The 12,552-nt window shown below is 50.9% G+C and carries 12 protein-coding genes; 5 read left to right on the top strand and 7 right to left on the bottom strand.

Going from position 1 to position 12,552, the window contains the following annotated elements:
* The first annotated feature begins 8 nt into the window (after window positions 1–8).
* Window positions 9–1,085, top strand: coding sequence for a recombinase RecA (gene recA / locus H6F88_RS21750; RefSeq protein ID WP_190644823.1), 1,077 nt, complete (start codon window positions 9–11; stop codon window positions 1,083–1,085).
* A gap of 61 nt (window positions 1,086–1,146) precedes the next feature.
* Here the strand turns inward: recA and H6F88_RS21745 are convergent, their stop codons facing one another.
* The 3 genes from H6F88_RS21745 to H6F88_RS21735 form a co-directional block, all read right to left on the bottom strand.
* Window positions 1,147–1,455: a DUF3181 family protein gene (locus tag H6F88_RS21745; RefSeq protein ID WP_190644822.1), complete on the bottom strand. Its 309-nt coding sequence runs from the start codon at window positions 1,453–1,455 to the stop codon at window positions 1,147–1,149.
* Window positions 1,456–1,549: 94 nt separating this feature from the next.
* A complete protein-coding gene (locus H6F88_RS21740) occupies window positions 1,550–1,822 on the bottom strand; it encodes a 2TM domain-containing protein (RefSeq protein ID WP_190644821.1) in 273 nt (90 codons plus the stop codon).
* 112 nt (window positions 1,823–1,934) lie between these two features.
* A complete protein-coding gene (locus H6F88_RS21735; protein ID WP_190644820.1) occupies window positions 1,935–2,801 on the bottom strand; it encodes an Rpn family recombination-promoting nuclease/putative transposase in 867 nt (288 codons plus the stop codon).
* A 169-nt stretch (window positions 2,802–2,970) separates the two neighbouring features.
* Here H6F88_RS21735 and coaBC point away from each other — a divergent pair, with 169 nt between their 5' ends.
* A complete protein-coding gene (coaBC, locus tag H6F88_RS21730) occupies window positions 2,971–4,200 on the top strand; it encodes a bifunctional phosphopantothenoylcysteine decarboxylase/phosphopantothenate--cysteine ligase CoaBC (protein WP_190644819.1) in 1,230 nt (409 codons plus the stop codon).
* Window positions 4,201–4,231: 31 nt separating this feature from the next.
* Here the strand turns inward: coaBC and sixA are convergent, their stop codons facing one another.
* The 3 genes from sixA to H6F88_RS21715 all read right to left on the bottom strand — a co-directional run bounded on the left by sixA (window position 4,232) and on the right by H6F88_RS21715 (window position 6,899).
* Window positions 4,232–4,741: a phosphohistidine phosphatase SixA gene (gene sixA / locus H6F88_RS21725; protein WP_347277724.1), complete on the bottom strand. Its 510-nt coding sequence runs from the start codon at window positions 4,739–4,741 to the stop codon at window positions 4,232–4,234.
* Between the two features lie 21 nt (window positions 4,742–4,762).
* A complete protein-coding gene (locus H6F88_RS21720) occupies window positions 4,763–6,034 on the bottom strand; it encodes a bifunctional oligoribonuclease/PAP phosphatase NrnA (RefSeq protein WP_190644817.1) in 1,272 nt (423 codons plus the stop codon).
* Between the two features lie 367 nt (window positions 6,035–6,401).
* Complete coding sequence (locus H6F88_RS21715) at window positions 6,402–6,899, bottom strand: HNH endonuclease (protein ID WP_190644816.1); 498 nt, start codon at window positions 6,897–6,899, stop codon at window positions 6,402–6,404.
* Between the two features lie 229 nt (window positions 6,900–7,128).
* Here H6F88_RS21715 and alr point away from each other — a divergent pair, with 229 nt between their 5' ends.
* Window positions 7,129–8,394, top strand: coding sequence for an alanine racemase (gene alr / locus H6F88_RS21710; RefSeq protein WP_190644815.1), 1,266 nt, complete (start codon window positions 7,129–7,131; stop codon window positions 8,392–8,394).
* Here alr and H6F88_RS21705 read toward each other — a convergent pair.
* On the bottom strand, window positions 8,346–9,677 hold the full coding sequence (locus H6F88_RS21705; protein ID WP_190644814.1) for a glycosyltransferase: 1,332 nt from the start codon (window positions 9,675–9,677) through the stop codon (window positions 8,346–8,348). The two genes, alr and H6F88_RS21705, sit on opposite strands and share 49 nt — an antisense overlap.
* A 338-nt stretch (window positions 9,678–10,015) precedes the next feature.
* On the opposite strand from H6F88_RS21705, the gene H6F88_RS21700 reads away from it, so the two are divergent.
* Window positions 10,016–10,993 carry a PfkB family carbohydrate kinase gene (locus H6F88_RS21700; RefSeq protein ID WP_190644813.1) on the top strand — a complete coding sequence of 326 codons (978 nt, stop codon included), beginning with the start codon at window positions 10,016–10,018 and terminating at the stop codon, window positions 10,991–10,993.
* A gap of 18 nt (window positions 10,994–11,011) precedes the next feature.
* Window positions 11,012–12,511: a glycosyl hydrolase family 57 gene (locus tag H6F88_RS21695; protein ID WP_190644812.1), complete on the top strand. Its 1,500-nt coding sequence runs from the start codon at window positions 11,012–11,014 to the stop codon at window positions 12,509–12,511.
* Window positions 12,512–12,552 lie beyond the last annotated feature (41 nt).

Here is a 12,552-nt window from a genome sequence, read left to right as displayed (position 1 = left end):
AGGCGCTAATGGCTAAAACCAGCAGTGAAGATTCTGAAAAAACTAAAGCTCTAAATCTGGTACTTAACCAGATCGACCGCACCTTTGGCAAGGGAACTATTGTGCGGTTGGGTGACGCTACCCGTATGAAGGTAGAAACAATTCCTAGTGGTGCCTTGACGCTCGATTTGGCGTTGGGTGGTGGGCTGCCGAAGGGACGAGTGATCGAAATCTATGGTCCAGAAAGCTCGGGTAAGACGACTTTGGCACTTCATGCGATCGCCGAAGTCCAAAAAGCAGGAGGCATCGCTGCTTTCGTCGATGCAGAACACGCCCTCGACCCTACCTATTCCAAGGCGCTAGGAGTAGACATTGAGAACTTGCTGGTATCTCAGCCTGACACAGGTGAAGCTGCCCTAGAAATCGTTGATCAGCTCGTGCGCTCTACTGCTGTCGATGTGGTCGTAGTAGACTCTGTTGCGGCGCTCGTACCCAGAGCTGAGATTGAAGGGGAAATGGGTGACGCTCACGTAGGCTTGCAGGCCAGGCTGATGAGCCAAGCGCTCCGCAAGATCACAGGCAACATCGGCAAGACTGGCTGTAGCGTCATCTTTTTGAACCAGTTGCGCCAGAAAATCGGCATTTCTTACGGCAACCCCGAAACCACAACGGGGGGGAATGCGCTCAAATTCTACGCCTCGGTCAGGCTAGACATCCGCCGCATTCAAACTCTGAAGAAAGGGACGGAAGAATTTGGTATTCGTGCCAAAGTCAAAGTTGCCAAAAACAAGGTTGCTCCCCCCTTCCGCATTGCGGAGTTTGACATCATCTTTGGTGAAGGCATTTCTACTTACGGTTGCTTAGTTGACCTGGCAGAAGAAACTGGAGTCATTGCACGTCGGGGAGCCTGGTATAGCTATAACGGCGAAAATATTAGCCAGGGTCGCGACAATGCAATTAAGTACACGAAGGAAAAACCTGAATTTGCTAAAGAAATTGAGCAAAAGGTGCGTGAAAAGCTAGAGATGGGCGTTGCAGTTTCGGCAACTTCTGTGGCTCCGATGAGTGAAGACGAGGAAGAGGAAGAATACGTGGAAGAAGAATAAAAATATAGGGGCTTGGCAATGCCAAGCCCCTATATTTTTTAAGCTCACCTACTAAAGTTTTCTAAAGCTTGCGCTGATACTCTTCTAGAAGCTCGACTAAGTTGCTTTGAACCGAGGAAGGCAGCAGATCAGATAAGGGAAGTTCACGCTTACCGCCGCCTAACTTTACGGGGATATTTCTCAGCGTTTCTGTCACCTTGCTTTCATCAATTTTGCTGTCTGTCAGCATCGGATAAAACCGCTCTGCCAGAAGTGTGTGTAAATGGGCATCTCTGAGATAGAGGTGCCATTTTGCAACATCAATGTAGATATTTTCACCAATTTCTGCTGCTAGCGATTCGATCGCCTCTGTTGTGCCGGAGTAAGCCATTGCAGTTTACCTAATTCGTCTGCCTGGGCAGAGACAATACTCTACTCAGTCATAGCTTTAACCTAACGCACTCTAGAAGGGCGATCGCCTTGCTCTAGGAGGATTTGGGTAGTTTGTCTGAGGCAGTTGAGTTGGAATAGTCGGCGAGCGCAAAAATGTACACCGCATGGACGACTAACAGCAACAGCCACCCACCCGTCACCCAAACCGTCCAAGGCCAGTTTTGAGATTGGAGCGTACGAACGAACCAAAGTCCAGAATTTGTGGCGGCAAAGATTGCAACGTGGATTGCAAAGTTCATCCGATCATCGAGCTTACGGTAGGCAGGATCGTTGCGATCGGGTTCACGGGGCCAACGAGGAGGCATGAGCTAAATCAGGTATAGAAAGGACTAAACAGTCGAGGTCTTAGACAAACTCGCCTCTTCATTGTAGTAGTACAAGCTGTTTACCCAGAAATCAATCAGCACATGCTTGCAGCTAGTGCGATCGCTCCTCCAACCAAGCCTGTAACTCAACTACACTCGTAAAGTCTAATAATGCTTCACTCAACATTTCTAAGGTTAGTAGCGGCAAGTTGCTGACACTTGAGCGTAATTCATCAGGAAATTCTCCAAACCGCTTCTTTAGCAGTCGATTAACTAAGTTGGCAGCTTCTTTCTGCCGTCCTTCTTGTCGCCCTTCTTGCCGTCCTTCTTCCTTAATTTCTCGGTAAACCCTAGTTTCCTTCAGCGTGATGTCCAGCATTGCTTCTATCTCTACTCGACTTAGGTGCTCAAACCGGTAGGACATGATGGTTGTGACTATCTCAATTATTGCATGGCTGCTTAATTGAGATAACTCAGCACGGGTTCGACTCAGTAGATGTCGGGCTTCCTCTGGAGCTTGAGCTTCCTCTACCGTTGTTAATACCATTACTGCTACCCAGAGCGGCAACTGACGAATATTGCCTAGCTCATTCAAATACACCCGACGCACCTGATCGCTGTTTAACAGCCCTCGATGGGGATGCAAGTCGCTTTGTTCAACATTACGTGAGGGATAAATGACTACCGCTTGCCAGTCGTTAAATCGGGCACGGTTGCGGTAGAAATATAGCGCAGATTCAGCAAAGATGCGTTCGTAAAGCTGTTCATCCTTCTGAAAATGAACTTCGCAAAAGTAAACGGCTCCTATGTCCTGATCCTCGGATAGCAGAAATACGCCATCAATTTCAAATTTCGGTTCTTTGACTGCCACGGAGTCAAATCGATAAGCTTCAGCATTGGTGGGAGGGTGAGACAAAAGCTCAAATAGAAGGGTGGGGGATTGCTGGAACAGCTTGTAGAAGATTGAATCGCGTCTCATGAAGCAGTCTTTTGAGTGTCGCGGTTAGCCCTGTTCTAAGCTTGAAGCACATTCAGTTTGGCTTCTAATTGACTGACAGATCTTTGAATTGTAGGTTGAGTTGAGACCGTTTACCTCTACCATTCAAGGCTGCTGTTACAACTAATCGATGACCAGTGACACATGACAAATGACAATCATCCAGGGAATCAAGGGCAGGCGAATTCTAATCGGGGTAGGCGGCGGCATTGCTGCATACAAAATTTGTGAAGTGATTTCGACGCTGGCAAAGGCTGGGGCCGAAGTTAGAGCAATTTTGACCAACTCGGCACAGGAATTTATTACACCGTTGACGATCGCCACCCTTTGCCGCCACCCAGCCTATACGGATCAAAGCTTTTGGCAGCCTACTCACCACCGTCCCCTACACATTGAACTGGGCGAGTGGACAGAGATATTTGCGATCGCCCCCCTCACTGCAAACACCCTGGCAAAACTCACCTATGGTCTGGCAGACAATCTGTTGACCAATACTGTCCTGGCTTCTGCCTGTCCGGTGCTGCTGGCTCCAGCTATGAATACGGAGATGTGGCAGCAGCAGTCTGTTCAGCGAAATTGGCAGCAAGTGCAGACGGACAAACGTTATCACACGGTTGGTCCGTCTGCAGGAATTTTAGCGTGCGATCGCATCGGCAACGGTCGCATGGCAGAACCCAGTGAAATTTTGGCGCAGTTGCGATCGCTCCTACATACTGGTGGCAAACGAGATTTGACTGGAAAGCAAATTTTGATTAATGCAGGCGGCACCCGTGAACATTTCGACCCTGTGCGGTTTATTGGCAACCCCTCAACCGGAAAGATGGGAGTGGCCCTGGCACAAGCCGCGCTGCATCGGGGCGCGGCGGTGACGTTAGTGCACGCGCCAATAGAGGCTGAGTTGCAAGCTGATCTGTCAGGGGTGCGGCTGATTCCGGTTACCAGTGCCGCAGAGATGCACCAGATGATGCTGAATTACTTTACGGCTGCTGACTGGACGATTTTGGCGGCAGCAGTGGCAGATGTGAAGCCAACTGACTATAGCTCTATAAAGTTGCCGAAGCGATCGCTCCCCACTACTTTGCCGCTATCGTCCGTACCTGACATTGCAGCAGATTTAGGCGATCGCAAACGTCCTCATCAACGCTTGATTGGCTTCGCGGCCCAGACGGGCGACATTCTCCCCCCTGCCTTAGAAAAATTGCAGCGCAAGAAGTTAGATGCGATCGCTGCCAATCCAGTTGACCAACCCGATAGCGGCTTTGGTAGCAACCAAAATCAGGCAATCTTTTTGGACAAATCAGGCAATAAGCAGGCGATCGCTCCGTGCAGCAAGCTAGAAATGGCGCACCACCTGCTAGATTTTGTGCAGAGGATGTCTTGATAGGCTATTGGTCATAGTGCCAGTTGCTCAATCAAAGCAAAAATTTGGGAGGCGTGAGCCAAAAGAGCTGACTTTGTCCCACTGGAGGTTTTGCTTGGGGTAGAAGCAAGCCAATCACTCCTGCTTTTTTGAGAACAATTTGCTGTTTGGACTCACCCCAAATCAAAGTTTCTGCCCAATCCCCTAAATCAGGCTGATGACCAACTAATGCCAACTGCGTCCCGCCTGCTTGCCATTGGTTGAGCCAGGTTAGCCAGTGATCAAAGTCTCCTTCTGGAGCAAGATCATCTGATTTTTCCAGGCGGTCGCTCAATCCCACAGACTGCAAAATTTCGGCAGTTTGCTTTGCCCGCACCAATGGGCTGGTCAAAATCAGGTCGAAGCGCACCCCTAATTCGTACAGTCGTTCTGCGACCTTTGTGGTTTTGTGTTGCCCCACTTCAGTCAGGGGGCGATCGCCATCTTCCTGATAGGTGCCTCGCTCTGCCGCAATGCCGTGGCGAATCAGGTAAAGTTCGGTCAGCTCAGTTGATTCAGTCACGCTCATCAAACCGCCTAAACATTAAGCCGTACGGATTACGCCCTCTTCTGGGTCAACCAGCCTCAGCAGTTTTTGCTTGACCTGAGCATCAAACACTTCCCACTTGATCCGGGTGTATTCAGAATTTTCGTTGAAGCCCGAAAGAAAGCCCATCGGAATCTCAAAGCCACCCGCCATCGCTCGTCCACCACCAAAAAAGCGACCCTGCGTGTCTTGTCCAAACGCTTCTTTAATGAATTCGTCAGGGTCAAGGGTAATCTTGCTGGTGCGGAGAGAGCCAATCACAACTTCCAGATCTTCATCTTCATCATGGACAATGCCATAGACGACAGCCGTATGCACGTTTTCTTCCGTCACCAAGAAGTCTGCTGCCTGCGGAATCGCGTCTCGGTCGTCGTAGCGCAAATAGCCAACCCCAGCAATTGAAAAGCTGTTTTGCAAAATGCGGTTTCTGAGCGATCGCTCAATTACATCCATCACTCGCTTGGAGCGAGAAGCCTGCAGCACAGAGTTGAGCAACTGGCTGTCATAAAATCGACTGAGATAACCTGCTGCCAGAAAATCTTCTTCCTGAGCCTGCATCAACCGATTTGTATCAGACCGCAAACCGTGCATCAGTGCAGTTGCACACTTGATGTGTTCCCCGTTGTTGTTGTCTAACTTAAGTAGACCAACTTGCAGATATTGGGTCAGGATTGTTGCGGTGGCGCGAGTTTGAGAACGAATATCCGAAAACTCCGCCTCCAAATCTCCCTGGGAACTGTGGTGATCAATCACAACGGTCACAGGAATATGGGCTTGCTGCACCAGAGGCATCAATTGAGTCGTGGTGCCCTGGTTGTCGATAAAAACAGATCCCTGGTAAACCGAAAAGTCTTTCTCGCGAGCAGCTTGCACTGACCAACGCTGTACAGGTAAGGCCGTGAGCTTGACCAGGGCAATGTTTTCCTGATGGCTCAAAGTACCTGCATAGACGATATCGCAGCGAATGCCAAATTGCTGTGCAATCAGCTTGTATGCCCAAGCACAGGAAAGCGCATCAGGATCTGGAAAGTCTTGCAGAATTACCAAGTGGCGATCGCCCCGACGCTTTTCCAGAACTTGTCGTAATGCTTCTACTTTCTGTTCAGAGAACCGTCGTCCTGGAGAGTTTAGAGGTGCCTGACTGATCTCTACTCCCGAATATTCTACGTCTTCATAATCAACTACCCGGCTCACTGACTTAGAACCTTTCAAGTTAGGTTCTGTCACTGTGGATAATCCATCACTAGAGATGAGCGAGTTGGATTGCATAAGTACAGGTGTAAAAAAAGCGGGCTGGCGCTTTCAGCAAGGTGATGTTTCAGCTTAGCAACAGCCCAGTTAATATTTTTAGTTGCATTTACGATCTTCGCAAAAAAAAAGAAATCTGACACCTCATCTTTAGGAGCATATCAATGGCAGCTTTTGTGAATAAATCCCGTATCCTATGACTGAAACCGCATCTATCGCAGGTTTGAAACTATCCTTTTCTACCGCCTTGCAACTTAACCACAACTTAATCTCCAATTTGATTGAGTGTTCCGGCAGTTAAAGGGGTGCAAGAGCAACTTAGTCAACCCTGATGCGGTTAAAGTAGCGCTGTGTACCTATGCTGTAGACTAGCCTAATTAAACTCCCGTCAGATGCCGATGACGTACTTCTGCCATTCCTGATGTACGCCACTCTTGATGTGCTTGGTGACTTCAAAGTAAAGTCCGCTGTAGGGCTTGTGTGGAGGGTGCCGCAGCGGCATATTCGCTTCTTTGGGGGTGCGACTGCCCTTCTTGACATTGCAACGCACACAAGCAGTGACAATGTTTTCCCAGGAATCGCCCCCGCCTCGCGACCGCGGGATCACATGATCTAGCGTCAGGTCGTCTCCGGTGTACCCACAATATTGACAGGAATGACTGTCTCGGTGGAGGAGATTTCGACGGGTTAAAGGAATTTCCTTGTAGGGTACCCGCACATAATGACGAAGCCGGATCACCGTTGGCAGAGGCAACTCAGCATAAACTATCTTGCCATTATGCTCGACCTGCTCTGCTTTTCCCTTAATCAACAGCACAACCGCCCGTCGCCAGCTCGTGATGTTGAGCGGCTCATAGGAGGCATTCAGCACCAATACCTTGCCCATTATGGCTCAGTGAGAAGAGGGTTTCACAGATGGTAACACGGACGGCCAAATTCTGGGGGGATGCTGGGATCATCTCAACCGAAGGAAATACGAAATTTCCAGGTGTTTACAATCTTTGACATTCGTAGGTAAATATAGCAACCCTGTCCGGGTTGTAGAAGAAATTCTTCAGACCTCTTACATTTTGTGTGAGTGGTGATTGGTGTGAGTGACAGAGGAGGAAATTGAGATGTTGAGTTGGGAGCAATCTTCGAGTGTTGCTTCGATGAAGCGAGAGCGAGCCTGGGTAGAAATTGACTTGGCTGCGCTGGCTCATAATGTGCAGCAGTTAAAGCGGCTGCTATCACCTGGAACCGAGCTGATGACGGTAGTGAAGGCTGATGCCTATGGACATGGAGCCGTAACGATCGCCCAAACCGCTCTGCAACATGGCGCAACTTGGCTGGGAGTGGCGACGATTCCAGAAGGAATTGAACTGCGAGAGGCTGGGATCACGGCTCCAATTTTGCTACTAGGGGCAACAAATACGCCAGAACAGGTACGGGCGATCGCTCGCTGGCAGCTTCAGCCCACCCTCGCTACGCCCAAACAAGCTTTGGTTTGTGCTGAAACCTTAAGTCGTTCTCAGAACCAATCTGCTCAACGCTCTCCACTTCCAGTTCACTTGAAGCTAGATACAGGGATGTCTCGGCTGGGCGCACCCTGGCAGCAAGCGGCTGAGTTTGCACAGTTGGTGCAGCGGTTGCCCCAGTTGCAGATTGCCAGCGTTTACTCTCACCTGGCAACGGCAGATGATCCTGATGAAACAGTGATGCGGCAGCAGCAAGCCCGGTATCAGCAGGCGATCGCCCAAATCCATGCCACCGGCATTTCCTTACCCCGGCTGCATCTGGCAAACTCTGCTGCGACTTTGGCTGACACAAGGTTGCACTACGATTTGGTGCGGGTTGGACTGGCGACCTACGGACTTCACCCAGCCCCTCACCTTCAGCCTAAAGTTGACCTGAAACCTGTACTGCAAGTGAAGGCGCGGGTGACTCAAGTAAAAGCGCTTCAACCTGGAACAGGCGTTAGTTATGGACATCAGTTCATTACCGATCGCCAAATGCCACTCGCAGTCATTGGGATTGGGTATGCCGATGGCATTCCTCGCAACCTGTCTAACCGAATGAACGTACTGATTCGAGGACAGCGGGTTCGGCAGGTGGGAGCGATTACGATGGATCAACTCATGCTGGACGTAACGAACCTACCTGATATACAGGAAGGGGAGATTGTCACCCTGTTAGGGCAAGATGGCAAAGAACAAATTTCAGCAGACGACTGGGCGACCCTACTGAATACAATTTCCTGGGAAATCCTGTGCAGCTTTAAGCATCGCCTCCCTCGACTGACGGTAAATCAGCCTGCTTTGCCTCAAATCGAGGAGCGGGAAGGTTTTGAGGCTCACTTTGAACCGGAAACTGTGGCTCGATCTAACTCTTTAGATAGCTGATTGGCAACCGAATTAGCAGATGAGCTGGTTTTTTCGCCAGCCATTTGATTGATCAGTAAGCGACTGTATAAACCACTCAGTTGGGAGGCAACCCCATCCCAACTGAAGTATTGCTCGACGCGAGTGCGAGCAGCTCGACCCAGGCGATCGCCTAGTCCGGGTTCGGACAGAACGCGATCGATTGCTGCTGCAAACGCTGCGTCATCTTTCACCGGAGCCAACAGCCCCGTTTCTTCTGGGATCACTGTGAACTGAAACCCGCCCACATCGCTAGCTACTACCGGAATACCGGAAGCCATCGCCTCGATCGCCACTAGCCCAAACGGTTCGTAGTGGCTTGGCGTGACGCAAACATCCGATGCAGCGTAGTAGATCGGTAGTTCAACCTCACCGACTCGACCAGGAAAATGGGTAAACTCAGTCATGCCCAACTCGGCGACGATTCCTTCAATGCGATCGCGCTCAATACCATCGCTGTGTCCGGGACGACTGCCACCGCCGATAATTAGCTTTAGTTTCTCCTTACCGCGCAGTTGAGAACGTCCGACTGCCCGCACAAGTGTCTCAATTCCCTTGCGGCGATCGAAGCGTCCTACATAGAAAATGACCTTTGTATCAGGATCGATTCCTAGTTGCTGCCGTGCTTCAGCGCGAGAAACGGAGCCAAATTTGCAAATATCTGTGCCGCAGGGAATGATCTCGATGTTACCCTCGATGGAAACGAGCGATCGCAAATGCTCTTGTTCCTGGGGACTGGTTGACACGACACGCTCCACCGTTTCCAGGCACGCTTTTTCGGTAGCTAAGCGAGTAGAGGCGATCGGCGGAATCTGGTCAACTGCCTGATACTTTACCGCTCCAACTGAGTGGTAAGTATGCACCTGCTGAATTTTCTGAAACTTCTTCAGCTCCATTCCAACCCAGGATGACAGCCAATAGTTGGTGTGAACAAGGGGATAGTAGGTCTTCGCCTGCTGCTGAAAGTTGAGAAACTCCTGCACAAAGGCTGGCAGATATTCAAACAGTTCGTCTCTAGGAACAAACTCAGCCGCTCCAGCAGTCAGGCGAATCGTGCGGCAGTTGGGAGTGTGTTCAACAATTGCAGGCTGATCGGGGCTAACCCGTCGGGTAAACATATCAACCTGCCACCCCAATCGCGATAGAGCTTCGCCAACTTGACGAACGTAAACGTTCTGCCCTCCAGCCCCTTCCCGGCCAATATCAATCGCGGGGTCGCCATGAACCGAGATCAGGGCGATGCATTGCTTGTTTGGAGAAAACATGATTCGTTTTGTTGAATTCTACGATCGCCCTCAAGCGGTTAAGTACCTAGCTTTCACCACTTAGAAACTAAAGTTTGGAAACCCAGCTTAGAAGCTGATGAAAGCCGCAAATTCAAAGTCTGAATCTGAGTTAAAAACACACTTTGAAAGGAAGTACGTCTCTGCTTCGGAGATTATCTTAACATTGCTTAGTACCTTTGTATAGCAGGGGATTAGCTAAATTCCTCTGACAAAACCAAAACCCAAAACCGAAAAACTTTCCGTAAATATGATTCACCTAAAGCGCGACGAGAATCGGTCTGATAGGCTGGGATGAGGTTTAAGAGAGATTGATAGCTGTGACTAACCCCCGTGTCCTCTGTCTCGGCGAAATTCTATTTGACTTATTGTCTGATCAACCTGGACGACCGCTCGAACAAGTTACCTCCTGGACTCCCTATCCCGGCGGCGCACCTGCAAATGTTGCTTGCTCACTGGTGAAACTAGGCACCAGTGCTGGATTTATTGGCTGTGTGGGTGAAGACGAGCCAGGGCAAACGCTGGTCGATTTGCTAAACGAGATTGGCGTAGACGGAACTGGGATTCAGCGTCACCCGACCGCCCCAACTCGTGAGATCTATGTAGTTCGGACTGATACCAACGATCGCATCTTTGCTGGGTTTGGCGATCGCGATACGGCTGAGTTTGCAGATACTCGCCTCCAGGCAAATTCCTTACCCGTTTCCTTATTTGATGCTGCCGATTTTTTGGTGTTAGGGACACTAGAGCTCGCCTATCCTGAAACGCGGCAGGCGATCGAGCAGGCATTAGAGTTGGCAGAGCAGCATTACGTCAAGATTATGGTTGATGTAAATTGGCGACCGATGTTTTGGCAAGACCCAGAAGCCGCCCGATCAATCATTCAAGACCTGATCAAGCGGGTTGACTTCCTCAAACTCTCTGACGAGGAAGCCGAATGGCTGTTTGATACGCAAGATCCAGGCATCATCGCTCACCGACTGGATGATGTGGAAGGCGTGTTAGTGACGGCAGGTAGCCAAGGCAGCGCCTATTGCCTGAGTGAAAACGAGGGGAAATTGCCCGCTTTCTCAATCGAGGCAGAAGACACCACCGGAGCAGGAGACAGCTTTGTAGCGGGTTTCTTGCATCAGGTTTGTCAAAACGGAGTTCATTCGCTCAGTGACCCTGATGAGGCAAAGCGAACCGTCACCTATGCTAGTGCGGTAGGGGCATTGACCACAGTGCGGGCGGGGGCGATCGCCGCTCAACCCACGGCTGCCGAGGTGGAAGCTTTTCTCTATCTGAATCAGCAATAACTCAACAGGTTTATCCTTATGGCTTCTATCCAGACTGCTCCATCCATCTCAGCCGATTTTCCAGAGCTGATTGAGGGCTTGCCCAACATCTGCGGCTGGGAGTCCCAGGTGCAGGAGGTGACCCAGCAGAACCAACCTGTTTTCCTGCCCCGCACCAATATTCGGCTAGAAGATGTCTCAGCGGCGTTTGCGATCGCCCTGCACATGCACCAACCCACCGTTCCCGCTGGCGCAAATGGTGAGCTGATCGGGCATCTGCAATACATGTTTGAACACACCCACGAAGGCGACAACCACAATGCTGGACCGTTTTCCTGGTGTTATTCCCGCATTGCCGACTTTATTCCCGAACTGGTGTCTCAGGGCTGCAACCCTCGCGTCATGCTCGACTACTCCGGCAACTTGCTGTGGGGACTGCGGCAGATGGGCAGGGGCGACATTTTAGAAAACCTGAAGCGTGTCGCCTGTGATCCGACCTATCAACCCTATGTGGAATGGCTGGGAACCATGTGGAGCCACGCCGTTGCGCCTTCTACCCCGATTCCTGACCTGAAGCTGCACATCCAGGCGTGGCAGCATCACTTTGCCGCGATTTTTGGCTGGGATGCGCTGGCTCGTGTGAAGGGCTTCTCACCGCCAGAGATGCACCTACCCAACCATCCCGACACCCTGTATGAGTTTGTCAAAGCGTTAAAGGAATGTGGCTACTGCTGGCTGCTGGTGCAGGAACACGCCGTAGAAACGCTAGAGGGGCAACCGCTGTCTAACAAACACTTGCCTCACCGTTTGGCTGCCTGTAACTCTCATGGCGAGACAATCAGTATCACGGCTCTGATTAAGACCCAGGGCTCAGACACGAAGCTGGTGGCGCAGATGCAGCCATACTATGAGGCAAAAACGCTGTCTCGGCAGCAGTTGGGCGGGGTGACGATTCCACCACTGGTGTCGCAGATTGGCGATGGCGAGAATGGTGGCGTAATGATGAACGAGTTTCCCTCTGGGTTTAAGAATGCCTGGTATGACATGAGGCAGTCAGGCGGCGGCAAAACGGGCGTAGTGGGGCTAAACGGGACTGAATATCTGGAGCTAATTGAGGCGGCAGGGGTTCAACCAGCAGACTATCCTGCCTGTCAGGCAGTGGGTCAGCACCAGATCTGGCAGCAGATTGGAGACGCGGTTAGTCCAGAGGCAGTGAGTGGGGCGATCGCCCGCCTCAAGCAAGCTAACCCCAACTTTCACATGGATGGTAGCTCCTGGACAAACGACCTGAGCTGGGTGAAAGGCTACGAAAACGTCCTCACGCCAATGAATCAACTCAGTGCCCTATTTCACCAGACGATTGATCCGCTGCTGGCAGACGATCCGTCGCTCACCCGGCAACCCCGCTACCGTAACGCGCTGCTGCACAATCTGCTGTTGCAGACTAGTTGCTTTCGCTATTGGGGTCAGGGCACCTGGACGGAGTATGCGCGAGAACTGTATCGGCGCGGAGAAGCTATTTTGCAAGCCGACTTTTGAATCGCACCAAGCTTTGGCGGTTGGAACTGCCGCTGTTGAAA

Source organism: Oculatella sp. FACHB-28, from assembly GCF_014696015.1.
Taxonomy (GTDB): domain Bacteria; phylum Cyanobacteriota; class Cyanobacteriia; order Elainellales; family Elainellaceae; genus JAAUTN01.
The sequence above is the reverse complement of the archived record's forward strand: the minus strand, read 5'-3'. Positions and strand labels throughout refer to the sequence as shown.